This is a genomic window from Parabacteroides sp. merdae-related_45_40 (assembly GCF_001915675.1).
The window spans coordinates 64,284-88,973 of sequence record NZ_MNQY01000046.1 but is presented as its reverse complement, the minus strand read 5'-3'; the positions used below and the strand labels follow the sequence as shown (position 1 = coordinate 88,973).

Genomic DNA, 24,690 nt, shown 5'->3' with positions numbered 1-24,690 from the left:
CGTATATTTGTCCTTAACAATATCAACAGCCCTTTTCCGTTATTGAGAGAAGGGCTGTTTTTAATATATATCCACTATGAATTATAAGTATTATACGATCGTTATCCTTGGCCTTTTAGCATTCTCCGCTTGCGAGAAAGATGATATCGATATTCCGGCAACCGACAATGAAGTAAATCAATGGATCGAGCAAACGATGCGAGAGAATTATCTTTGGTATTCCGAGTTCCCGGATAAAAGTTCCTTGGACTTTAGTCTTGATCCGGAGAGCTTCTTCAAGGGCCTGTTATCCTATAAAGACGGGAAAGAGCTTTCTGATGGCCATCATTACTTCTCCCAATTAGAGAAAGCGACCGTAACAAAGAGCATTTACGATGCGAACAACTCATACGGATTCGATTTCGCAACTTCCAACCTTAAAGACGGAGGTAGTACCTATAAAATAGCCATTGTCCTTTATGTATTAAAGGATTCACCCGCCGAAGAAGCCGGATTGAAACGGGGAGACTGGATACTTGGCGTAAACGGCTCCTTGGGTTCTATCCAAGACTATGATGTGTTGAGAAGCGGAGGCAGCGTATCCCTCCAACTAGGAAAAGAAACAGGAAACACCAAGGGATTCGTCTCCACCCGAAGAGTTACCTTGAACGCATCCCGAACGGTAGAAGACATCCCATTCCTAAAAGATTCCGTATACATATATGGCAATAAGCGAATCGGCTATTTGATGTACAACCATTTCGCCTCCGGACCAGATGAATATGATTATAGCGACACAAGTTATAATCTTTATTTGCAACAACTCTTCGAAAAATTCAAAAGCCGCAACGTCAATGAGTTCGTACTTGACTTACGCTATAATGGGGGTGGGCTTGTCAATTGCGCCCAATTACTGGCTTCGCTATTAGTCCGTGAAAACGTTTTAGGAGAACCTTTATGTATCATGGAGTATAACGATAAAAACTCCAATAAAAATGAGACCTTGCCTTTACTCAAAACGACCGAGGTCATGGCGGGAAACTTAAACCTACAACGGCTATTTGTTTTGACAGGTTCAACTACGGCTTCTGCCTCCGAACTTATCATTAACTCGCTACGATCTTATCTAGACGTTCGGGTTATCGGTAAGCAGACTTTTGGCAAGACCGTCGGTATGACGATCTACAATGAATCTAAAAAATATGGCTGGATACTTTCTCCCGTCACTTTCCATATTTATAATAAGGATCGGGAAGCTGATTATGAAGACGGATTTCATCCCGATATAGCTATTGATGAATTCAAGAGTGATCTAGCTGAATTCGGAGATTTGAAGGATCCTTTATTAGGACAAGCTATTTACGAGATAACCGGCCAGTCACCACTCTTACGATCCGCTACCCCGAGGGGCAACCGGGAAATCCAATATAATCCCCCGTTGTCCTATAAGGATAACTTATTACTGATTCCAAAAGACTAAAAACAAAATATATGGAAAGCGCATTTCTTAAAATCATAAACGCAAAAGTATTAACTCCTTCGGGCCTCCTACCAAACGGGCAAATCATCATCTCAGATGGGAAAATAGTGGATATCACCGGGCAAAACCGGGAGATTCCTCATGCGGAGATCATCGACGCAAAAGGATATTATGTGGCTCCCGGCTGTATCGACACGCATGTACACGGCGGCAACGGACATGATTTCACAGAAGCTACCCCGAAAGCGTTCTATGCGATCACAAGAGCACATGCTTTACAGGGAACAACGGCTTTATATCCTACATTGGCAGCGGCCCCTATCGAGACCTTCCGGGAAGCGATCAAGACCTGCGAGCACATCATGAACCACCCGGAACAGGGGGCCCGTATCATGGGATTACATCTCGAAGGCAACTATTTGAATATGGCTATGAAAGGCGGACAAGACCCTAATTATATTTACCCGCCCGATCCCCAAGAATATAAGGAATTACTAAACAGTACCCAATGTATTAAACGCTGGAGCGCCGCCCCCGAGCTTGACGGGGCTTTGGTATTCGGTAAATATGCGTCAGCTCATGGTGTGTTGGTTTCACTAGCCCACACCACAGCCGATTATCTCCAAGTGAAAAAAGCATACGAAGCCGGATTCACCCATGCTACCCACTTCTACAATGCCATGACTTCCGTCCATAAAGACCGTGAGTATAAACATGAAGGAACGGTAGAAGGTATTTATCTCATGAAAGATATGACCGTTGAAGTTGTAGCCGATGGTATCCACGTACCACCAGCAATCTTAAAGTTGGTATATCAAATCAAAGGGGTAGAACGTACCTCCTTAATCACGGACGCAATGGCCGCCGCCACTTGCGATAACGGTACGGAACATTTTCCGGACTCCCGGGTAATTATTGAGGAAGGCGTATGTAAATTAGCCGATCGCTCAGCTATCGCAGGAAGTATAGCTACCGGAATCCGTTTGATCCGTACCCTAGTCGAGAAAGCGGAAATTCCATTGCACGACGCTGTTCGTATGGCTTCCGAAAGCCCGGCCCGCCTAATGGGTATTTTAGACCGTAAAGGAACATTGGAGAAAGGAAAGGATGCCGATATCATCATTTTCAACAACGATATAGAGATTCAAGAGACCTTCATCGAAGGTAAACGGCTCTCCAAAGAATAAGAAATCCAATAAACAATGACTTCTCCTATCTTGTTTTTAGATAAATAAGGGCATGAATGTATATGGAAAACGTAAAAGAACATTACTGGAGATACTCATTGATCACCATTATATTAGGACTAGGGGTAATTCTATTTTTTAAGATTACCCCGTTTCTTGGAGGTATACTTGGAGCATTCACCATCTATATATTGCTGCGTGGACAGATGTTCCATCTGACAGAAAAGCTAAATATGAGACCGGCTTTTGCAGCTTTACTGTTACTGGGGGAAACAATCTTATGTTTCTTAATCCCAATCACATTGGCGATCTGGTTGGTAATCAACAAAACTCAAAATATTAATTTAGACCCGACTGTACTGCTAAATACAGGCCAACATATAGCGGATCTAGTTCAAGAAAAGACCGGGTTTGATGTACTGGATAGAGGAAACTTATTAAAAGCGGCCTCTATACTCCCACAAATCGGACAGTTTTTAGTGGGTAGCATAAGCAGTTTCGCCGTAAATGTCGTCGTCTTGATTTTCATTCTGTACTTCATGCTGATAGGCGGAAGAAAAATGGAAAACTATCTATACACCTTATTCCCCTTCAGTGATCAAAACAAGGATGAGGTACTCAACGAGATCAATATGATCGTAAAATCAAACGCCATAGGTATCCCTCTTTTGGCGGTTATACAAGGTATCGTAGCGGTGATCGGTTACTTTATCTTTCAGACTCCCGATCCGCTGTTATTTGGGTTTCTCACTTGTATCGCTACGATCATTCCCATTGTAGGGACCGCATTGGTCTGGGTTCCGTTGGCGGCTTATATGGCTTTAAACGGAGATTGGGTACATGCCTTGGGATTGACTATTTATGCCTTGCTTGTCATTACGAACGTCGATAATCTGATTCGTTTTATCCTACAAAAGAAGTTGGCGGATATACATCCGTTAATCACCGTCTTCGGAGTCGTAATCGGGTTGTCCTTATTCGGATTTATGGGGATCATCTTCGGGCCGTTGTTATTATCCTTATTCCTTCTTTGTATAGATATCTTCAAGAAGAGCTATTTGGATAAATAAAGAGTATCTACAGGACAGGGTATCTTAAAAAGTCATACCTTTACACTACATTTTGAGTAAAACGAATTAATATGTCACGTAGAACAGTAAACAATTGGAAGCCTATCAAAGGGCAATCTCTCACCGAATTAGACAAGAAAATCCTATATATCCAAAATAAAGGACATTTAGTACCCACCCGCAAGCTTATCAAGACTCCAGAGCAGATTGAGGGCATCCGCAGAAGTAGCGTGATCAATACAGGGGTGCTGGATTTAATCCAGAAGGAGATTAAAGAAGGTATGTCTACAGCTGTTATCGATAAATTGGTGTATGATTATACGGTAGGGCATGGAGCGATTCCAGCCCCCTTAAACTATGAGGGGTTCCCTAAAAGTGTATGTACCTCTATCAACGAGGTCGTTTGTCACGGTATTCCCAGTGAGAAGGAGATCCTAAGAGACGGTGACATTATTAATGTGGATGTCTCAACGATTTTAGATGGTTATTATTCGGATGCGTCCCGCATGTTCATGATCGGGAACGTATCTCCGGAAAAGCAGAAATTGGTACAGGTCGCCAAGGAATGTCTGGAGATCGGTATAAAAGCGGCGAAGCCGTTCGGATTCGTCGGTGATATAGGCAACGCTATTCAAAAGCATGCGGAGAAAAACGGATTCTCTGTCGTACGGGATTTATGCGGACATGGCGTCGGTCTGGAATTCCATGAGGAACCGGAAGTTTGTCATTTCGGACGGAAAGGAACTGGGATGCTTTTAGTTCCGGGTATGGTCTTTACGATCGAGCCTATGATTAACATGGGTACTTGGAAAGTATTTATCGACGAGGAAGACGGTTGGACAGTCATCACCGAGGATGAACTACCCTCCGCCCAATGGGAACATACCTTCTTGATGACAGAGACAGGATTGGAAATTCTTACCTATTAATATCTAATGCAATTAACGCTTCCGGGCCTTTTCCCGGGCGGCCTTTTCCTTTTCCCGCAAGGCTTCCTTGCGGGCTTTTTCTTTCTCTTTCAATTTCTGCTTGTATAAGCGCTCCTTCTCCTTACGCTCTTTTTCCTTCTGTTTCAGGCGTTCCTTATAAGCACGTTCCTTTTCCTTACGAAGGTCCTCACGAGCTTTCAGTTTCGCCTTACGGTCGGCTTCCGCTTGTTTCAGCTTGGCCTTGCGATCAGCTTCCAACTGTTTCTCTCGATCAGCCTTCGCTTTCAACAGGGCACGTTCTTCCTCCGCTTGCTTCTTGAGAAGTTCTTCCTGTTCTTTCGCTTTCTGCTCACGTAATTCCTTATCCGCCTTTTGCTGGGCCTCGAAAGCCTTACGAGCCTCTTCCTTGCGGGCTTCTTCTTCGGCAGCTTCCCGTTTACGGATCTCTTGGATTTCTTTCAAGGTCATGCCTTGATCCTCAACCGCCGGCTGAACAACAGGAACCGTATCCTTACGAAGGGTATCGACAGGCTGGATCTCCGGTTTGTCAAACGCAGGGACCTCAATCGTATCCGGGACGACTGGTATAGCGGGCTGTCGAACAGGTTCTTGAACAGGCCGTTGTTCCTCCTCCGGCTCTGTAACAGGTTGTTTTTCCGGTTCAACTTCTGGTTTCAATTCATCTGCCTCTTCCGGCACTTCGGCTTCTTCCTCCGTGATCATTTCATCTTCAGTCGCCTCCTCCTCCTTAGCGGCTTCCATACGGGCTTTCCAACGACCTGCCAGATCCGGTAATTCCTCACCGAAGCTCTCATCGAAGAAGGTGATATATTCATCCAAGGTCTTGCCGCGCATCAAGGTCTCATAATTATCATCAGAGATCGGTAACACGGCAACCGCTTTATTCAAGGCCGTAGCATAGCCATCCTTACCGTATATCATCTTATAATATTGGATAATCTCGTCAAAACTAATAAATCCTTTAATCGCCAGCATACTGATCGGGCCGGCCTGCTCCAAAGCCAAATCAAACTCTTTCACCATGAAGTTCGCGAAGTTATAAGCGGCGACAGCGAATAGCAACTGGTTCTGATCTACGCTACCCGTAGGATATACCAAAAGCATCTGATAAGGCGTGTTCCGTTCCGGATTAAATACACGGGCCGAATCCTCGGCAGATAACATACCATCCTCGCCCAAACCGAATCGTAAGTTCCAACTCATACCTTTCACACCCCCCTGCACCAAGGCACGTCCCCGAAGAACACCTTTCAACATCTCCCCGGCCAGTTCCGTGACATCCGCGTTCGGATACTTCTCGACCAGCGCTTTCAAGGCATTCTTAAACCCTTCCGCATCCCCGGCCTGCACATATGATAACGCATCCAAGAACATGAATTTAGGCATCAACGTAGCCAATGGATATTTCTCGCTTACGTACCGGAAACTCTTACGTACATACGCTGTATCGCTCTCCAGATAGCGGTCGTAAGTAGCTTGATAGATCGAGTCTTGTACCACATCCATCATGCGGATATTATACTCGTAATTCGGATCAGCCACAGCTACCGCATAATCGCTTTCCGGGAAGGCATTCATTAGTTTATTCTTATACTCGGTAGCCAACGCTGTATTTCCGGTTTTCAAGGCCATCAAATATACTTGATAATAGCTCTCCAAACGGTGCTCATTATCCGGGAAACGGCGTTCCAAATTCTCGAACGCCTCGACAGATAAGGGGATATCCTCCAACTTATCCTTATAGATCATCGCCATATTGTAAAGACCGTCTATAATAATAATGTTAGAAGCGTCTATATCCTCTTGCGTGAAAGGTAGCTGCTGTAGATAATACTCACGGGTATGCGGATCATCGGCGGCAACAGCCGGCAGATCACCGCCTATCGAATCGGTCGGCAACGGCTCACCGTCCGGCCCTACCATTTGGGTGGAATCTCCCTCGGCCAGCATCTCCTCATCCAGATTCTCATTAAAGGTAGAGAGTTCCTTCTTACGGCGGCGCCAGTGATCTTCCAACGGACGACGTCCCCATTTACGCTGGAACTGTGTCTTTCCTTGCGCTACAGTCTGAGGATTATAGAAATAGAAAGACGCTCCACCGGACGCATTCGGCAAGACAACAGCGTTGGTTTCCGTACCGGGACGGTCGATTCCGGTGCCTTTCGCTTCCTGCTCGGCCAGATAAGCCTCCTTCTCAGCCAAGGCTTTCGCCTCTTCCTCCTCTTTCTTTACCTCCTCAATCTTCTTATCGATAATCGCTAACCGCTCCGCTTCCGGTAATTTAGCCAAGGCTTGCAAACTGTCTTGAAGATGGACCGCTTCTACATGCACAACCAATTCATCCAGAATCGCCGACAATTTAGAAACCCGTTCATAATCCCTGTATTCCTTTTGAATTCCGGCTAAGGCTCCGCTAAAGCAAGGTTGCGCTTTCACGTAATCCCGCATCGTAAAATAGATATCTCCCAGCTTTATCTGGCAGATCGCCTTATCCATTCCATTCAATGTACTCTTATCGATACCGAGTTGATAGTTCTTTATGGCATTCACCGTATCTTCCCGGCTGAGGTATACATTTCCTAAAGCATAGTATACTTGATCCAGATAATCCTTATTCTTTTGGCTTTTCGCCATTTTCTCGAGCATCTTCACCACTTTCAAGTAATTCGTACCCGAGAATACTTCTGTCTGACGGATACGTGAGGCAAATTCCAACTCATACGGAGGATTCGAACGGGCTACCTCACCAAAGGTCTTATAAGCCAAGCCATCTAATTCTTGATCCGCATAGATTTGTCCCAAAAGATACTTCATCCGGGTACGTTGCTTCCGGTTTTTCTCCGCCTTGATAGCGGTCTTCAGATAAGGGATGGCATCCTCGAACTGCCCGTTCTTGATCAAATAATCGGCATACACCGCCGCATATTGCTTCAAAGCGGAAGCAGGAATACCGTTCTTGTTCATCTTATCCAAGATATCCTCGGATTCATAGAACCAACCCATCTCGGAATAACAACGGGCTTGCCACAAACGGGCCTCGGCCACGACCTCCTCGTCCTTCGCGTAATGACGGGCTATATAGGAAAAGGTAGCGGAGGCTTGCAGGAAATCGGCATTGTAGAATTGCGCCTGTCCCATGATCAGCCAACTATTCTTTAAGAAAGGGTTATATTCCTCTTGTTCTTGGATAGCACGTAGTTTGGGATTATTCCGCCAGCCCGGTTTCTTGGCCGGTTTCGCTTTTATGGAGTGTAGTTTAATAGCTTTATTACTTTTCTCGATCGTCCGGTCGAAAGGGCCGCCGGGCTCGGCTTTGTCTTTAGGCTGGGCGCTAATCGGATACATATAGATCCTGTCGGAATAGTTCTCTTTATATCCGTCCTGTTGGCTTTTCAGTGCCTCGTCAAACGCTTGTTTTCCATTGAAATAAATATTATAACGGGTCGTAAAGGCATGATAAAAACGGCTCGCTTTCGTGTTCTTCTTCGTGCTGCACGACCAAAGCAAGAGTACCGTTAATAACGCCACTATGTAATAAAACCCTTTTTTCATTCTTTAATTAACGCCGTAACAACGGTTTTATTGCTTTCAAGGCCAAAAAGAGGACCACCAAAAACAAGATGATAAACGCACCAGAAGGCACGTTCAGGAAATAAGAAAGAACCAGTCCGGACACGCAACCCAGAAAGCCGATCGCGATACTTCCCCATATGATCTTCTTGAAGTCGGAAGTAAACAAGTTCACCGTTATTTGAGGCAAGGTCAGCAAACTCATCAATAGCATAATCCCTACCAACCGGATCGAAAGAACAATTGTCATGGCGATAAAGCACATCATCGTATACTCGATCCATTTTACCGGCAGGCCTTGCGTGACAGCGAAGTCACGATCGAACGCCACGTAAACAATCTCACGGAGGAAAAGGGAGAATATGAGTATCAACAATACCACCAACCCTAAAATCCATAAGATATCGGCCGTAGAGATCGTTAATATATTACCAAATAAATAAGCGGATAGATTCGGGGCGTACCCCGGGGTAAGAAAGATGAAGATCACTCCCAAAGCCATACCCAGCGACCATACGCCCGCTATAGCGGAATCCTCCCTTACGTTTTGCGTCTTGCTCGCCCACTCCACGCCAAAAGCGGAGAGGATGGAGAACAGCATCGCCATCAAGATCGGATTTGTTCCCAGATAAAAACCCAAGCCCAAACCACCGAACGAAGCATGCGTGATCCCTCCGCTGATAAATACCAACCGGCGGGATACGATGTAAGTCCCGACAATCCCACAAGCGATAGCGGTTAGCAAGCTCCCGATCAAGGCATTCTGAAAAAAGGCATATTGCAATAAATCCATATGATTCGTTTCCTAAATTAATGAGTACGGCGTTCGCCAATGATCAAGAATGCCTCATCCTTCAAGGCATCCGGCAAATTGATCCCCCGCAGTTGCAAGCTACGGAGCCAACCGGCCACCTCCACTTCCCGGAGGGTATAAAGCACTTCACTAAACTCCTCAACGGCTTCCTCATCGTAAGCGTCCGCTTCCACTCCTTGGAACCGATCCAGTTCCTCATCGTTATAATATTCGATTTTCTTGCTGACGGCGGCTAATAAACTATCCCGCTCGCAAGTCTCATGTTGTCCGCAGCAAACCTCCGGGATCTCCTGTGCCTCGGGGATCTCCGAGATCTCCCCCCGTTCCAGCATCTTCTGAAGTTTCTTATTCCGGAAATACCCGGCGATAGCGGCTACGACACCCAGACCTATAAGACTTATGACAATGTACCACATAATTCAATTGAAAATTGAGAATTGAAAACTGAAAATTAAAGGGCTGATTCCCTAATAGAGAAACCAGCGGCCTTAAGATCTTCCCAATAATGGGGGTAACTCTTGCTGACCACTTGCGGGTGGGCGATCTCTATCCCCTCGGGACGTACCAAAGCGGCGGGAGCGAATGACAAAGCCATCCGATGATCCTCGTAAGTGGCGATTACCGGATGCGACTCCGGTTCCTTGCGTTCACCGTTCCACTCCAAGATGCTATCATTGCGATCCGTCAACACATAACCTAATTTACGAAGCTCTGTCTTCAATGCCTCGATCCGATCCGTCTCCTTGATCTTCAATGATTGAAGTCCCATAAAGCGGAAAGGGATATTTAATAACACGCAAGTCACCACAAAGGTTTGAGCCAAATCCGGTTCATTCACGAAGTTATAAACCAATTTCTCACAGATATTTCCAGTATGCTTTAACACTACTCCACGTTTCGTATAAGTAGTGCCCACTCCCAATTGAGCGAACAACTTCGCTCCGGCGGCATCTCCCTGCAAGCTATTCTTGAATAAACCTAACAATTCGATCTCAGCATTTTTCGATAACGCCATGATCTCATACCAATAAGAAGCGGCACTCCAATCAGATTCCACTGTAAAATGAATCGGCTTATACTCTTGGGGAAGTACTTTGATCGTATTCTCCGTCCAAGAGGCTCTCACTCCATATTGCTCCATCAATTGCAAGGTGATATGGATATAGGGCCTAGAGATAATGGCGCCCTCCAAATGCAACGTAACCCCATTTTCTGTTAACGGGGCGATCATCAAGATAGCGGATATATATTGAGAGCTGACATTTCCCGGTAGCGAGATCTCTCCGCCTTGCAAGGCGCTTCCGAAAATACGCAAAGGAGGATAACCCTCCTTCTCCATGTACTCGATCCGGGCACCTAAAGCGTTCAGCGCATCCACCAACACCTTGATCGGACGGTTCTTCATGCGTTCGGTTCCCGTAATCGTCCATTCGCCCACCACCTTCGAGAGGAAAGCAGTAAGGAAACGCATCGTCGTACCCGCCGCACCCACATTAAAATCCCGATCGTTCGAGTTCAATGCCTTTACCATCAAATTTGTATCATCGCAATCGGATAAGTTCTCCACATCGTATGCGCTATAACTTAGCGCATTCAAGATCAATGCCCTGTTACTGATACTTTTAGAAGCGGGAAGCTTTACGGTAGTCCGGATAGCGGAACCCGGAGCATCTATCTGATAATTCATCGCTTTCGTATATTCAAGATTCAAGAGGCAAAAGTACGAAAATTAGCGTACATATGGAGTATAACAGCGGGAAACTTTCTTTATGCTTCTTTTCGAATGCGAATCGTGACAAGGCATTCGTTTGAATCGCCCCAACCAGTAGACGTGAGGGGCTATAAAACGCCCTTTTAAGTGAGAGTATTCCCGTTTTTAAGCACGAAAGGCGACAAAAGCCTACACGTATAGTCGCGTTGGGCGACGCCAATACTGCCGTTAGGCATTATAAACAGTCACGAATAGGGTTGTCAATAGTCGTGAATAGGCATCGTAACCCGGTTAGAACCCAGTCGTAACCCTATCGGATAGCCCGAAGAAGTCAATGGATATGAATTAGGATGAATTATTTTCGCTAGAATGAAAGGCGGTTTTTCGGTATTGTATTATCAATGAACGAATTATTGTTTTTTTCTTGCGTATTTGGCAATGAGTCGTACATAGTCCCGGAAAAATCGGTTCTCCGGGACTTCAGTTTACAAAATGTCAAAATGTCAAATCGCCAAACGGTCTTATCACAAGGCCTTCATCTTCAAGAAATGTTTCCAGAAAAAGAGGATCTGGTAATCAATAGAATTATTCCAGTATTGTGAATCGTGATTACCCGGGCGAGTGATAAAGTCGTGGTCGATGCCTTGTTTTAATAACGCTTCGTGGTAGTTCTTATTCACCTCCAAAAAGAAATCGCTGTCACCGCAATCGAAGATCAAAGCGATCTGGTCTTTCCTCAAGGTTGGAACCAAATTGATAACCGTGTACTTCTCCCAGTTTTCCGGATATTTTGCTTTCTCACCTATTTGTACGCTCATCTCCCAGTTTTTCGGGAAAGGGCGGATATCCACGCCACCGCTGGTACTTCCCGCCGCGGAGAAAACATCGCTATGACGAAGACCATTCCACATAGCGCCATGTCCACCCATGCTCAAACCAGTAATAGCACGTCCCTTACGATCGGCCACTGTCTTATAATGGGAATCCACGTATTTCACCAACTCATCCGAGATGAAAGTCTCATACCGTACATCAGCGTTCAAAGGGCTATCCCAATACCACGTATTCTTACCATCCGGGCATACGAAAAAGATACCCTTCTCATCAGCGATCTTAGGTAGATCCGGCTTGATACCGACCCATGTACGAGCGTTACCGCCATAGCCATGTAACAAATAAATCACCGGACACGCTTCCGTCGCGGCCATATCCGGACTTACCACGACTACCTCTATACTTTTATTCATCGAAGGACTTTTCACTTGCAAAGTATCTACCTTCGCTGCCTGTAAACCGAGCGGAAGCAAACAAACCAACGCTACCGCTACCTTTTTCATCCAATTCATATCAGTGAATATTAATGATTAATTCCCCGTAGCCTTGTTTTCAAGGAACTACGGGGACAAATATACAGATTTTACAGCCAAAAACTTATTTACTTAACGAGAAAGGACGATCCTCTTTCGCAGTTCCTCTCGTCTTCTCCGGTTGATTGCCCATTTGAAGCTCCAGCACGCCCCCATTCACGATATCGCTGTAATGGATATAATTACGTGTATGTCTCTTCCCGTTCAAGGTAGCGTTTTGGATATATACGTTATCCTTACTATTCCCTTTCGCCTCGATCACGAACTTCTTGCCATCCTCCATCGTAATCGTAGCTTTCCGGAATTTCGGGCTACCCAATACATACTCATCCGTCCCCGGGCAAACACTGTAGATACCCAACGCGCTCAATACGTACCAAGAAGACATACCGCCTTGATCCTCATCACCCGGATAACCATTTTCCGAGCTATTATATAACCGATCCATCACCTGACGAATCCAATATTGCGTCTTCCAAGGCTGACCCGCGTAACTATACAAGTAAATCATATGCTGGATCGGTTGATTACCTTGGGCGTACTGTCCCATCTTCGCCAATTCCATCTCCAGCATCTCATGAATTTTCGTTCCGTATGTTCCATATTTCACGATACCGGGTAAAGCGAAAACAGAGTCGATCTTCGCCACGAAACGCTCATCACCTCCTGTCAAATCGATCAACCCTTGGACATCATGGAAAACCGACCAATTGTAATGCCAAGCATTCCCCTCGCAATAAGGACCGCCCCATTCGAAAGCATCGAAATCCGCCCAACTACCATCCAATTTACGACCTCTCATAAAACCGACAGAAGGATCGTACACATTCTTGTAATTATAGATCTGGCGGGCAAAGACCTCCTCATAAAACTTATTCCCAATCATTTTCGCCAACTGATACGCACAAAAGTCATCATAGCAATATTCCAACGTCTGTGCCGTAGATCCCATGGATTCCGGATAAGGTATATATCCCAACTGATAATAATCCTTCCAACGAACCCGTCCGTTGGCACCGCCCCAAGGTCCCTTATTCATCGCCTCATGCGCATACGCTTTCAAGGCTTTCTCCGGATCGAAAGTGCGGATACCCTTCACCCAAGCATCCGTCAATAAAGAGATCGAGTGATTCCCGACCATCCCGCCGGTCTCACTCGGGAACGACCAAGAAGGCAACCAGCCACATTGCTCCTGAGCGTCTAGCAAGGCTTGCATATATTGCCCCTGCATCGTAGGGTGCAAGATATTGGTCAGCGGGAACTGGGAACGGAAAGTGTCCCAAAAACCATTATCGGTAAACATATATCCATCATGAATCTTCTCATCGTACGGACTATAGTAGTAAGGAGAACCATCCTCTTTCTCCTCATAAAACTTATGGGAAAACAAATTGGCACGGAACATGCAGGAGTAGAAGGTTTTCATATCCTCCTCGCTTCCACCATCCACCAACACACGATTCAATAGCTGGTTCCATACGTCAGCAGCCGCTTGCTTCGTCACTTCTACCGATGAGTGCTTACCTAGCTCACGAGTCATCGTAACCTCCGCTTGTTCCGGACTGATATAAGAGGTAGATACCTTGGCCTGTACCTTAGAGCCTTTCGCGAATTGTACATAGGCACCGATTCCTTCCCCTTCCCAGCTCAAATTATTCTTCTGGATCGTATTCTTACGATTCTCCCATGTACCATAGCTAACGAAAGGCTTATCAAATTGAATGATAAAATAATTCTTATGTGTCTTCGGAGAGAAAGCCCCATTGTGTACATAGCCGGTGATCCGGTGGTTCGCTACATCGATTTGTACCTGACTGGTTTTCGTATAGCCATCCAGTACGAGAAAAGCGTCTCCCTTCGCGGGAAAGGAAAAACGGAAATGAGCGGAACGGGTAGTTGGAGAGAACTCCGTGGTAATACCATTCTCCAACGTAACCTTATAATAATGAGGCTTGGCAATTTCCTTATCATGAGAGAACGGAGTCGCCCGTTTGGACTCATCAACAACCAATTCCGATACAGGCATCAAAGAGAATACCCCGTAATCTCCCACCCAAGGGCTACATTGATGCGTCGGTTGGAAACCCCGGATCGTAGTGGCCGAGTATTGGTATTTCCAACCATCACCATTCTTCCCGGTCTGTGGAGACCAGCTATTCATGGGATAGGGAACCGCCGTAGTCGGGTAGGTATTTCCCCAACTCAATTCGTAAGTCGAGTTTGTTCCTTGCAAAGTATTTACGTATTGTACCAAGTCTTTCTCCGCAAAAACAGGGAAAGAGAGGGTTAAACAGAGGGCTAAAGCCGCCCCCTGTTTATAAAAAGTATTGAGTTTCATGTTATTTTATTTACTGATTAATTATTCACGCCCCAATTTGTATTCGGCTCGGGGCCCATCTCCAATTCTAGTACGCCACCTTTCATAATATCCTTATAATCAAGATAGCATCTCGTATAATCCATCCCGTTTAATTTAGCGGATTGGATATAGGTGTTTTCCGGGGTATTTCGGTTGGCTCGTATGATAAATGTATTCCCTTCACCAACCTGGATCTCGGTCTTCTCAAAAACCGGGCTGGATATCTCATAGCGAGTATCTCCCGGACAAACCGGATACAAACCACATGCCGCCAATACATACCAAGCGGACATCTGACCGACATCCTCGTTTCCAACCAAGCCTTCTACCTTATTCTTATACGCCTTATCGCAAATGAAACGAGACCATTTCTGGGTTTTCCACGGCTGTCCCAAATGATTGTACAAGAAAGGCACATGATGAACCGGCTCGTTCGCATGATTGTAATAAGCGTTCCACAGGAAATCCGTAGGCGTCTTGTCGAACATCGTATCCAGATCGGCGATCACCCGTTCCGTTCCTCCCATCAGTTCCACCATACCCGGAATATCGTGAGGCACGAACCATCCCTGTTGCAGCTCATTGCATTCCATACAGCCGTACCATTCCTTCAGCTTACCCTCTTCCGGCCAAGCCTCAAACCGGCCATTCGCTTCTCTCGGGCGGAAGCTATGTTTCTCCGCATCATATAAATTCCGGTAAGACTGAGCCAACTTCGCATAATAAACCGCATCCTCCTGTTTTCCTAATGATTTCGCCAACTGAGACATACACCATTCCGTATACGCATACTCCAAGGTTTTGGAGATACTCTGCGGATTCGGGGTATAGCCCAACTCCGCATTCCCGAACATTCTCGAGGTTTTATCCGCATACCGATAAGCCTTTTCCATATCCAAGCTACAAATACCTTTCGCATAGGCATCCGCCAAGACCGATATAGCCGGATTTCCTAACATACAACCGCTATAGGCGTTCAACAACTCCCATCGCTCATAGTACTCACGACCACTCTCCTCTGCCATCGTTGTCAATGACTTCAACAAATCATTCACCAATACCGGATTAATAATCGTTTGCAAAGGCATCTGACTACGGAACACGTCCCAACCGCTAAAGATCGTACGTTTCGTGAACGTATCCGACTTATGCGCTTTTCCGTCCGCGCCCATATACTGACCATCCACATCCGTGTAAATCCTCGGATCGATCATCGTATGATACAAGGAAGTATAGAAGATCACCTTTTGCTCATCCGTTCCACCGCTGACATCCATCTTAGCCAAAGCCGTATCCCACAACGAGCGGGCACGAGAACGTACCGCGTCAAAATCCCAATCCTTGATCTCCGCTTTCAAGTTCTTTTCCGCACCCTCCAAGCTTACAAAGGAAATACCGGCCTTGAAAAGAACCTCCTCATTCGCCTCGGTCTCAAACTCCGTAAAGAACCCGAGGTGCTCACCCTCATATGCCTTTGGTCTCTCCGAAATCTTCGCGTTCGCTGTCAATGTCTGGAAAGCCGGGCTCTCCACGAATTCCCGATGACGATCCTGTCCTTCCGGAATATCCACGCTCCATACACCATAATCTTTCAACGGTTTGGAGAACTGCGCATAAAAATACACGGTATACCGGGAAGAACCCTCACCATTCCCCCAGCCTCCGCCTTCCGGCGTACATTCCATTCGTCCGGCGATCGTATGGTCATCTATCACTTGAACCGCCTGATACGTAGAAGTACCTCCTACACGACGGGCTAAGTCCAACTGGATGCGGGACTGCTTATTCTCGGGGAAAACGAATCTCAGCATACCGCTATGAGGAGCCGCTGTCGCCTCCGCTTGTATCTGGTAATCGCTTAGCAATACCTTATAATATCCAGCCTTGGCCTCCTCGGAAGATTTATCATACCGGGAACGATACCCGGCTACGCCCCCCTCTTTTCCTGAGTTCGTGCGCAGATCGCCCACGGTAGGCATTACCAATAAATTACCCAGATCACCATACCAGCCGATACCACTCATCTGCGTAAAGGCGAATCCCTCGATCGTCTCATGCTCGTAGCTATATCCGGAACCATTGTCGCCCCCCGTAATCGTATTCGGACTTACCTGTACCATACCGAAAGGGGTGGTCGCACCGGGGAAGGTCTTCCCCAAGCCATGGTAAGCACCGGCCGCCTCCGTATTCGTACTCGCCCCGATAAAGGGATTTACATAATCTGTTCCCGCCATCAGATCTTTCTTTTGAGAGCCGCAAGCTACGGTAACCAATCCCAATAAGCCGAAAGCAGAGGCTAATAATGTTTCTTTAATCATGTTATATTCGTAGTATTAAGTTATATTTATTTCCAAAAGAAGGGAATCATATGATTCCTATTCCGCAGGTAGCGATAGCGTGTGTTTTCCACTTTCCAACAGAATCGAACCCGCCGATATTTCTACATTATTCCCATCTAACACACAATTCGATACGTTAAATGGAGCGATAAAGGTCGCCGTACTATTCGCTGGTATCTCCAGATCAAGGGAAAGCGATCGGTTCTCCATAGTCCAAGACACACGTGCCGTACCGTAAGGGGTCTCTCTCGCCACTCTCGCCCACGTCACGCCATTCGGTATCTGAGGTTTGATAAAGAAATGTTTATAGCCCGGCCTATCCTCATCCGGCAAGATCCCTCCGATCGCCTGACAGAACCAAGCGCCAATGCCATTGAAACAATTATGAACCTTACTACGTTCTCCCGACCAGTATTCCCAAGTCGTAGAAGCCCCTTGATCGATCATATATAGATATCCCGGTAGCTCTCTCTTTTTCAGCATGGAATAGAGAAAATCAGCCTCTCCGTTCTTTATCGCCCAATCGGTCAAGATCGTAACACCCACCAAACCGGAACCGATATGGCCCTTACAATTCTCCAAAGTCTCTCGATATAAGCCTTCCTTTACCTCGGGCATATGCTGTTCATCTGTCACGCCGACCAACATCGGATAAATCCGATCGATCTGGGAGCCTGTAGCGTACTGTTTCTTCTCCGGATCATAGAAAGTCTTCTGGATAAGCTCGTTCAATCGTTGGCGACGCTCTTTATACTTAGCGGCATCCTCCGCTTTCCCCAATACCTTCGCGATCTTCTCCATCGTAGTGAGGCAATCGCTTATAAAGCAGTTACTAACCAGATCTACCGATGACTGCGCCGTATAATCGACACCCGCCGGAGCCAACCAATCCCCTAAATACCATGCCCGATAATCCGTATCCGGCCAACGTTTCAGCAACCCATCGACCGTATACGCATCCACATAACGCAACCAATGTCGCATAACCGGATAATATCGCTCGATCAGACGGCTATCCCCATAATTCAAATAAGTCGGCCACGATCCCGTGATAATAAAGCCACACCAATACGGACCACCTCCCGCCGGGTATGGATTCGGTACGCAATGCGGCATCCCCCCATCCTCACGGATGCAATCCTGCCACATCTGCATCCAGTTCATATACACGGAAGAGCCCTCATACAATGTCTGGAAACTCTTACAAGAGGCATTTCCATCCCCACCGTATCCCATACGCTCATAATGCGGGCAGTCTACGATATAACCACTGAAAGCTAGGTTCTTGAAAGTATATTTGATCATCGCATAGATAGCATTCAAGTCCGGATCCGAGCACTCGAAAGACGAGGCATCCTTATAATCCGTATGAATCAGATAGCCAGTTACCTCCTCGGGAGCTTTCGCCAAACCGGATATCCTTATATATTGAAACGCATGGTGGTTAAATTTATTTCGGAATACCTCTTTGCCTTGTCCGGAACCGATATACCAATCCTCATACTGTCCGTTCTCCTCTTGTGGCTTGAAATCTTCGTTTTCATTTAACCAATCCGTATATTCCATACGGACCCGGTGGCCTTCCGGTAATTTTGGGAAACTCAGCTCAACCCAACCATTCAACGCCTTTCCCATATCTACGAGCCAAATACTGTCCCCTATTTGTTTGATTCCTTTGGGACGGATAATCTCTTGTATTCGATTAGGCTCACACATCTGGGGACTTACCTCTATCCCGGGTACCTCCACCTCCAACACCGGCTTCCAATCCAGTTCGTCGAGCGTAGCCGTTGTCAAATCCGGCAACGCCTTCCGCCCATCCACACATTCACCCCCGAATTGATGGGGATACCAAGTACCGGTACCGGTCTCACCATACATACTTCCCCGGCCTTCCCAAGAGCTATCCGTAACGAGTAGCGTACTTGTAGTGCCATTTCTTTGAATCTCGTCCAATTGCAGTTTAACCAACGGCCCATCATGAACGGCATTAAAAGTAGCTTTTCTGTACCAACCACGGCCCAACCAGAGCAATAAGTCGTTTATTCCCTGCTTTGCGTACGGCGTAAGATCGTACGTCACCGATAATGATCTTTTGTTTAATTGAGATACCGCAGGCGAGAGAACATCTTCCGATACCTTCCTCCCATTTAAATAGATCTCATGATACCCTAAGGAGTTTACATGAAGGAGTAATGTGGCATCACGGTCTTGAAGCTCGAACTTCTTCCTTAACATCGGATTCTTCTCATCCGGCATCCCTATATATTTCCCTTGCCATTCCGCTTTATCCAAAAGCCCGATCCCAAAGCGATTGATTGGACTCCAATCCGAGGATTCCCCCTTATTATCCCATACCCGGACTTTCCAATAGGCCAGCACACTAGATCGCAACTCTTTTCCTCGATAAGGGACCATCACGGAAGCGGACGATTCCACCTTACCTGAATTCCATAGATCGGCTTTGCCTTGAGCCAGCAAGGAACTATCCGTGGCTACTTGTATCTCAAAATACGCTTGCCGCATAGTTTGCCCGTCTGTCTCGATTTTCCAGCTAAAATGGGGATGGGTATTGTCGATCGCGACCGGATTCTCCAAGTTCTCACAACGAAGATCTTTTAAGAGGATCCTCCGTCCGGATTCACAGCCCGACATCAGTAACAATAGGGTCACAAAGTAGATAGATATACATTTCATGATAAATAGATTGAGATTACGCATGAATATACTTTCTAATGGCTTACGATACTTATATCCCCGGTAAATATTAAGATTTATTAAACAAGAAAGGCGAGCCACTCGCAAATGACTCGCCTTCCTATGATTCCTCAAGAATAGCTAGAAGCGGATCTTGTAGGATTGGTTGCCAATATAAATTATATAAGACCCTTGTGGAATACTCGTGATAGTCTCGCCTACAGGCAAAGATAAGTTCCTATACAAACGCCCTTCGAATGTAACGATACAAGCTGTGTCCATAACAGGAGTCTGGATATGCAATCGTCCATTCTCTCCCCATACTCGCAAGCCATTGGGATCTACCTCTGCGTTATCAGTAGGATTATCTTTCACGATGCCTGTTACGGTAACAACGATATTACTCGTTACTTTCTCAATCACATAACGGCCGCTTGATACCGGACCAAGTACTGAGCCATTCGCTTTCACTGTCAGTTGAGGCGCACTGTAGCCGTCCTTCAAAGTCAGTGTGAACGCAAAACTCTTGCCGGATTCTACATTCGTGGAAGACTCCGCAATCAAGGTAGCGCCCTCTACAACCGGCAATGTCACCATGTAGGTGGTCGGGGTTGGCTCCGGTTCTGGTTCCGGATCCGGAATCCTATTACCTGCCGCCGTAATCACCAAGGTAGCCGTGATCTTCTCCAATGCGAAAGCACCCGTGCCAGAATTGTATGTATAATCCGTAGACGCTAGCGTATTCTCTCCCATCTTCACAATAATGGATGTCGGAAGCGTATAGCCGGAGGCTGCTTTCAGCGTAAGTTCCACTTTGGAATCCTTAGCCAAAGGCTCGAAAGAAGCCGGATCGGAAGTGAGGTTAACAAGATTCGGGATTACCTCAAAGAAGCCCTCTTGTACACCTTTCGCCTCAATAACGATCTCGCCATCCACATTCTCAATCTCGATTATTCCCGTCGTATTGTCATACGTATAGTACTCAGAACCTGCTGCCCTAAGCAAATTCTTTTGCTTCAACAAACGACCACCCATCATCACCTTTATGACATAAGGGAATTTGTATCCCGTAGCTGGTGCTAATTCACATTTGAATGGCTCTCCTTCTTTCACAGTCTCTCCGGAAGTCTTAATCTCTATGTTCTCGGTCTGTTCTTTCACTTGGAAGATCTCCGCACCAGAAGCTTTAATTGAAACCTCAGCGGTTACGTTCTTTATTTCTATCTCCCCGGTCTTCGGATCATAGGAATAACCGGAACCAGCAGCCAGCACTTTACCACCCATCATCACCTCGATCGTGGAAGGAAGCCCGTACTGTGGGGTCACTACAGATAACTTACCGGTCAAGGTCTCACCATGTTTAATCTTCTTGCCTTGCGAGATATCAGAAGTCAAGTCTTTTAACGTAAGGGCTACCGCATAGCTCTTCTGTACGCCTTGCGCCGTGATCGCTAACTCACCGGTTACTTTCTTCAAAGAGATTTTTCCCGTAGCGGCATCATAGGTATAATCAGTCACGTCTACCAAGGTCTTACCATCCATCACGATCGTAACCTCAGTCGGAAGCGTATAGCCCTCATTCGCTGAAAGTTTACATACGAAGGTATCACCAAATGTCGCCTTGACATTCGTTGGAATGTCGGAAGTGATATTAACTAATGAAGTCGTAACCGGATAGCTATTCTTCACGCCTTCCGCAGAAATAGAAAGCTTACCTGTAATCTTAGCCAAAGAGAAGGCGCCTGTAGAGGCTTTATAAGTATAGTCCGTTCCGGCTATCAAAGTCTTACCGCCCATTATTACCGTAACGGTAGCCGGAAGCGTATGGCCTTCGGCCGCCTTCAAGATCAGCTCTACCTTACCGTTAACCAATACAGGATCGAACGAGGCGGGTTGGGAAGTGACTCCCACAAGATTAAGTATCACCTCGTAGTGGCGGTCATCAATGCCAGAAGCTTTCACGGTCAAGTCACCGGAAACTGCTTTGATCACGACTTTACCTGTTTTAGCGTCGTATGTGAACTCTTCCGCGGTCAGCGCATCATTGCCCTTCAAGATACTGATCGCATCCGGAAGCTTGTAGTTCGTTGCGGCTTTCAAGGTGAAAATGAACGATTCGCCTTCCTTCACAGTCGTAGCCGAGGTAATAGCCGGTGTGGAGGTTAGGTTCTTCAGGTCTGCCGTGATCTTGTAAACAGATGGTTCAGACACTCCTTCAGCGGTAATGGCTACCTCACCTCTCACATTCAATATCTCTACTTTGCCTGTCTTGGCATCGTAGGTATATCCCTTTCCTGCCTCCAAAGTGGAACCGGACATCTTTATCGTAATGGATGCCGGAAGCATGTAACCGTTATTCGCCGATAAGGTAAACGAGAATGTCTCTCCTTCTTTCACGGTCGTAGCGTCTACGATGGCAGGGGAAGAGAATAGATTTGTCAAGGTCGCCTTAACGGAATAGGTAACGATCTGTACGGGAACCGCGGTAGCGGTGATAACCACATCGCCGTTTACCGCATAAACCATTATCTCCCCGGTTTCCGGATTATACGTACATTCCGCATTCAGTTCGTCGGGTCGTGTAATCACGTTCAACTCCTTTGTCCCCATTTCCACCTGAATCATATCTGGAAGCGTATAGCCCTCCTTGTTGCATTCCAGTTTGTAGTACAAGTTTTTCCCGGTCTCGATAACAGTAGGCAGACCTTCCCGAGGAATCAAGTTCGTCAAGACAGTCGTAATCGCATGGGTTACGACCGGGGCATCCGTTATTTGGAGGCCCGCATAAGCAGATCCGGCAGGATGATAGATATCCTTTACCTTTGGCACAAGAGAGATAGAAGCATTATCGATCAACACATTGACCTCAACCTTGAAGGTGTATGAAGCACCGCCGCTCAACGTACCTATGGCAAAATCTTCTTCCGTATAACAATAAACATAATCATTCCCGCCCGACTTCAACGGGATCTCCTTCTCCTGCCCATCGCTTACGTAATACAATTTTATTTGATCTGCCTTGAGATTAGAGATTGAGGCACTCACTCCTAATGGCTTCCCGTCGAGCCACTGATTTGTCTTCTCGATCGTATAGGTGAACGGGATTCTAGAGTTCTTCGCCCCCATAATCGGATGCGGAGCGATCGAGCCGGTAAGGGCTTCCATGAATCTCATCGGCTTATCATTCTCCTCGAATATGGGGTTAGCTTGGTCGGATTCAAGATATACTTGAATATCGTAAGACAACTCGCCCTGCTTGGCTGATAAGACCTTTAGATAATTCACGTATGCTCCCTCGGATATCTGCGCCAGACTGACCGGCACGCTGAAAGACCCGTCCTCGCCAATCACGGCCTTCGTTCCTTGACTTGGTTGATAAATAGAGTTATTATCACCATAATAAACATCCAACTGCCCTTTCCAAGCAGCATAGTTTTTCAGGGTATAACGTAAGATGACATTCTCCGTTACATTGGTCAACTTATAGGAAATACCTTGTGTGTTTTGCCCGTTATATTGGTTATTGTCCAATCCCGATACAGCCATGAAAACATCGTCAAACTGATTCCAGTAAATACTCACATTCACGGGGTTAACGGCCGGCTCGTCTGGATTGTCAGCCGGAGCACCAATCAAGCCGTCATTATCCAATCCTGTAGGTGATGTCGTAAGGCAGCGTATCACTTCCCAATCATGTCCATCTGAAGAACCGACAACAGCGATTCTTTGTCCCTCGCCAAGAGAAGTGCTCAAGGTTATGTTGCGATAGGTCGAATAATTCCGCCATCCAGGAACATAAGCCTCAAAATTCATGGATTTTGGATCGGATGGCTGTTGGATGATCCTTCCCGATACGTCCACAACTGCCAAACCCACATAGTAATCCAGATTATCGAAAGCGGTATAACGTAAACCGATAGACATCCCGACATTACCAGTTAAAGGTAGCGAACCTGAATATGATATGTCCGTCACGACCGGCTTATAAACATATTTTTTGTCACCGGTTTGTGATGGACGGATGTTAAGGATCATCTCCTGGCTATCACTATAACCATCATTACCATAGTTCGAATCAAGCACAGACAAGGCAAAAAAGCCATTACTATAACCTCCCCAGCCCCAATTGATATGGAAGAAGCCCTGTGCATCATAGCCATCACATACGAAGGCATGGCCTCCACCCGAACTTTGCCCGCCATAACTCAAGGGATACCCGGCGTCTAACTCTTCCCGAATCATCTCTTTCCATTCTTCCCAGCGATAAGTTTCCTTTTTTAAATAACGAATGGCCGGACTATAGCCAAATACCTCAACATAAGACTTGGCTGGAAGTTTCATACTTGCACCACTCGCCGACAGTCCATAACTCATCTCCACGTTTGCCCCACAATGCCACATCAACTTGGCCACCGCATTGTCTCGGGCATCACCATAGCCATCCCTCGGATAAGTAAGCGGCATATTCGCCCAATCATAATCATCATAGGTAGTGGAAACACCATCGTAGGAGGACACGCCCCCAATCGCACGCCCCGGATATTGGTGATAGCGCATGATGATAGCTTGCGCTGTAGCTACGCAACCGGTAAGCGCATGTTCGCCACTGATCAGAGGAGTCATCCCGTTATAAGGTTTCCCTTGATCCCACTCTGCCGTCTCCAGCACTACCTCTTGAGCGGTAGACCTAAAGTTGGTTCCGTTTAGGTAATGACTCCACTCGGCTTGTATATCCGCGGTAACCTCTATGCCAGAACGCTCCAACCAGGTAATTTGGTTCTGGTAGTAAGCTAACATGTAGCGGAGGTTGTCCGGTAGGTTGTCCGGATCAAAAGCACCCTCGTCCGAATAACCAAACACAGGGAGTGCCCGGTCCTCTCCAGAGACGATCACAAATCCCTTGTTTCCCGATACATTGAACACGAAATAGTCGGCGGCTCCATCCACTGTCCCGCTACGTAAGGCTGAACCGGATTTCCCCGGTGCAGCCGCATAAACCAGTGACAAGTCTCCAGCCGAGCGCAAGCCCGAACCCGCATTAGCCACGTTTTCCGCCACCTTACGGGCCGTAGACACATCTATCCTTTCCGCCCAGACCATCGTGGCCGACAGGCAAAGGATCAGCATTAGTAAAAGTTGTTTTCTCATGAGCTATAATTTATAATGA

The 24,690-nt window shown here is 46.5% G+C and carries 13 protein-coding genes; 4 read left to right on the top strand and 9 right to left on the bottom strand.

Annotated features, from left to right (window positions below):
- The first annotated feature begins 76 nt into the window (after window positions 1–76).
- The 4 genes from BHV83_RS06065 to map all read left to right on the top strand — a co-directional run bounded on the left by BHV83_RS06065 (window position 77) and on the right by map (window position 4,645).
- The gene (locus BHV83_RS06065) at window positions 77–1,459 is read left to right on the top strand and encodes a S41 family peptidase (RefSeq protein ID WP_286756866.1); all 1,383 of its coding nucleotides are present in this window, start codon (window positions 77–79) and stop codon (window positions 1,457–1,459) included.
- Between the two features lie 11 nt (window positions 1,460–1,470).
- On the top strand, window positions 1,471–2,646 hold the full coding sequence (gene nagA / locus BHV83_RS06060) for an N-acetylglucosamine-6-phosphate deacetylase (protein WP_048927004.1): 1,176 nt from the start codon (window positions 1,471–1,473) through the stop codon (window positions 2,644–2,646).
- A gap of 56 nt (window positions 2,647–2,702) precedes the next feature.
- Window positions 2,703–3,716 (top strand): AI-2E family transporter, encoded by a 1,014-nt coding sequence (locus tag BHV83_RS06055; protein ID WP_048927003.1) that lies wholly within the window; start codon window positions 2,703–2,705, stop codon window positions 3,714–3,716.
- 71 nt (window positions 3,717–3,787) lie between these two features.
- On the top strand, window positions 3,788–4,645 hold the full coding sequence (gene map / locus BHV83_RS06050; protein ID WP_048927002.1) for a type I methionyl aminopeptidase: 858 nt from the start codon (window positions 3,788–3,790) through the stop codon (window positions 4,643–4,645).
- Window positions 4,646–4,657: 12 nt separating this feature from the next.
- Here the strand turns inward: map and porW are convergent, their stop codons facing one another.
- The 9 genes from porW to BHV83_RS06005 all read right to left on the bottom strand — a co-directional run bounded on the left by porW (window position 4,658) and on the right by BHV83_RS06005 (window position 24,671).
- Complete coding sequence (porW, locus tag BHV83_RS06045; protein ID WP_195319815.1) at window positions 4,658–8,218, bottom strand: type IX secretion system periplasmic lipoprotein PorW/SprE; 3,561 nt, start codon at window positions 8,216–8,218, stop codon at window positions 4,658–4,660.
- A 7-nt stretch (window positions 8,219–8,225) separates the two neighbouring features.
- Window positions 8,226–9,029: a metal ABC transporter permease gene (locus BHV83_RS06040; RefSeq protein ID WP_005863493.1), complete on the bottom strand. Its 804-nt coding sequence runs from the start codon at window positions 9,027–9,029 to the stop codon at window positions 8,226–8,228.
- A 17-nt stretch (window positions 9,030–9,046) separates the two neighbouring features.
- Window positions 9,047–9,466, bottom strand: coding sequence for a hypothetical protein (locus BHV83_RS06035; RefSeq protein ID WP_005860099.1), 420 nt, complete (start codon window positions 9,464–9,466; stop codon window positions 9,047–9,049).
- A gap of 35 nt (window positions 9,467–9,501) precedes the next feature.
- The gene (locus BHV83_RS06030) at window positions 9,502–10,737 is read right to left on the bottom strand and encodes a 3-phosphoshikimate 1-carboxyvinyltransferase (protein WP_250788761.1); all 1,236 of its coding nucleotides are present in this window, start codon (window positions 10,735–10,737) and stop codon (window positions 9,502–9,504) included.
- A gap of 548 nt (window positions 10,738–11,285) precedes the next feature.
- Window positions 11,286–12,107, bottom strand: a complete 822-nt coding sequence (locus BHV83_RS06025; RefSeq protein ID WP_005863499.1) for an alpha/beta hydrolase — start codon at window positions 12,105–12,107, stop codon at window positions 11,286–11,288.
- 85 nt (window positions 12,108–12,192) lie between these two features.
- The gene (locus tag BHV83_RS06020; protein WP_286756856.1) at window positions 12,193–14,466 is read right to left on the bottom strand and encodes a GH92 family glycosyl hydrolase; all 2,274 of its coding nucleotides are present in this window, start codon (window positions 14,464–14,466) and stop codon (window positions 12,193–12,195) included.
- A gap of 17 nt (window positions 14,467–14,483) precedes the next feature.
- Window positions 14,484–16,805 carry a GH92 family glycosyl hydrolase gene (locus BHV83_RS06015; protein WP_286756855.1) on the bottom strand — a complete coding sequence of 774 codons (2,322 nt, stop codon included), beginning with the start codon at window positions 16,803–16,805 and terminating at the stop codon, window positions 14,484–14,486.
- A gap of 57 nt (window positions 16,806–16,862) precedes the next feature.
- Window positions 16,863–19,547 carry an alpha-L-rhamnosidase gene (locus BHV83_RS06010; protein ID WP_353743775.1) on the bottom strand — a complete coding sequence of 895 codons (2,685 nt, stop codon included), beginning with the start codon at window positions 19,545–19,547 and terminating at the stop codon, window positions 16,863–16,865.
- Window positions 19,548–19,664: 117 nt separating this feature from the next.
- Complete coding sequence (locus tag BHV83_RS06005; protein ID WP_286756852.1) at window positions 19,665–24,671, bottom strand: C10 family peptidase; 5,007 nt, start codon at window positions 24,669–24,671, stop codon at window positions 19,665–19,667.
- Window positions 24,672–24,690: the final 19 nt, after the last annotated feature.

What these genes read in the sequence shown, in the direction of transcription:
- BHV83_RS06065 (WP_286756866.1), top strand. Translation starts at nt 77, where the DNA reads ATGAATTATAAGTATTATACGATCGTTATCCTTGGCCTTTTAGCATTC.
- nagA (WP_048927004.1), top strand. Translation starts at nt 1,471, where the DNA reads ATGGAAAGCGCATTTCTTAAAATCATAAACGCAAAAGTATTAACTCCT.
- BHV83_RS06055 (WP_048927003.1), top strand. Translation starts at nt 2,703, where the DNA reads ATGTATATGGAAAACGTAAAAGAACATTACTGGAGATACTCATTGATC.
- map (WP_048927002.1), top strand. Translation starts at nt 3,788, where the DNA reads ATGTCACGTAGAACAGTAAACAATTGGAAGCCTATCAAAGGGCAATCT.
- porW (WP_195319815.1), bottom strand. Translation starts at nt 8,218, where the DNA reads ATGAAAAAAGGGTTTTATTACATAGTGGCGTTATTAACGGTACTCTTG.
- BHV83_RS06040 (WP_005863493.1), bottom strand. Translation starts at nt 9,029, where the DNA reads ATGGATTTATTGCAATATGCCTTTTTTCAGAATGCCTTGATCGGGAGC.
- BHV83_RS06035 (WP_005860099.1), bottom strand. Translation starts at nt 9,466, where the DNA reads ATGTGGTACATTGTCATAAGTCTTATAGGTCTGGGTGTCGTAGCCGCT.
- BHV83_RS06030 (WP_250788761.1), bottom strand. Translation starts at nt 10,737, where the DNA reads ATGAATTATCAGATAGATGCTCCGGGTTCCGCTATCCGGACTACCGTA.
- BHV83_RS06025 (WP_005863499.1), bottom strand. Translation starts at nt 12,107, where the DNA reads ATGAATTGGATGAAAAAGGTAGCGGTAGCGTTGGTTTGTTTGCTTCCG.
- BHV83_RS06020 (WP_286756856.1), bottom strand. Translation starts at nt 14,466, where the DNA reads ATGAAACTCAATACTTTTTATAAACAGGGGGCGGCTTTAGCCCTCTGT.
- BHV83_RS06015 (WP_286756855.1), bottom strand. Translation starts at nt 16,805, where the DNA reads ATGATTAAAGAAACATTATTAGCCTCTGCTTTCGGCTTATTGGGATTG.
- BHV83_RS06010 (WP_353743775.1), bottom strand. Translation starts at nt 19,547, where the DNA reads ATGCGTAATCTCAATCTATTTATCATGAAATGTATATCTATCTACTTT.
- BHV83_RS06005 (WP_286756852.1), bottom strand. Translation starts at nt 24,671, where the DNA reads ATGAGAAAACAACTTTTACTAATGCTGATCCTTTGCCTGTCGGCCACG.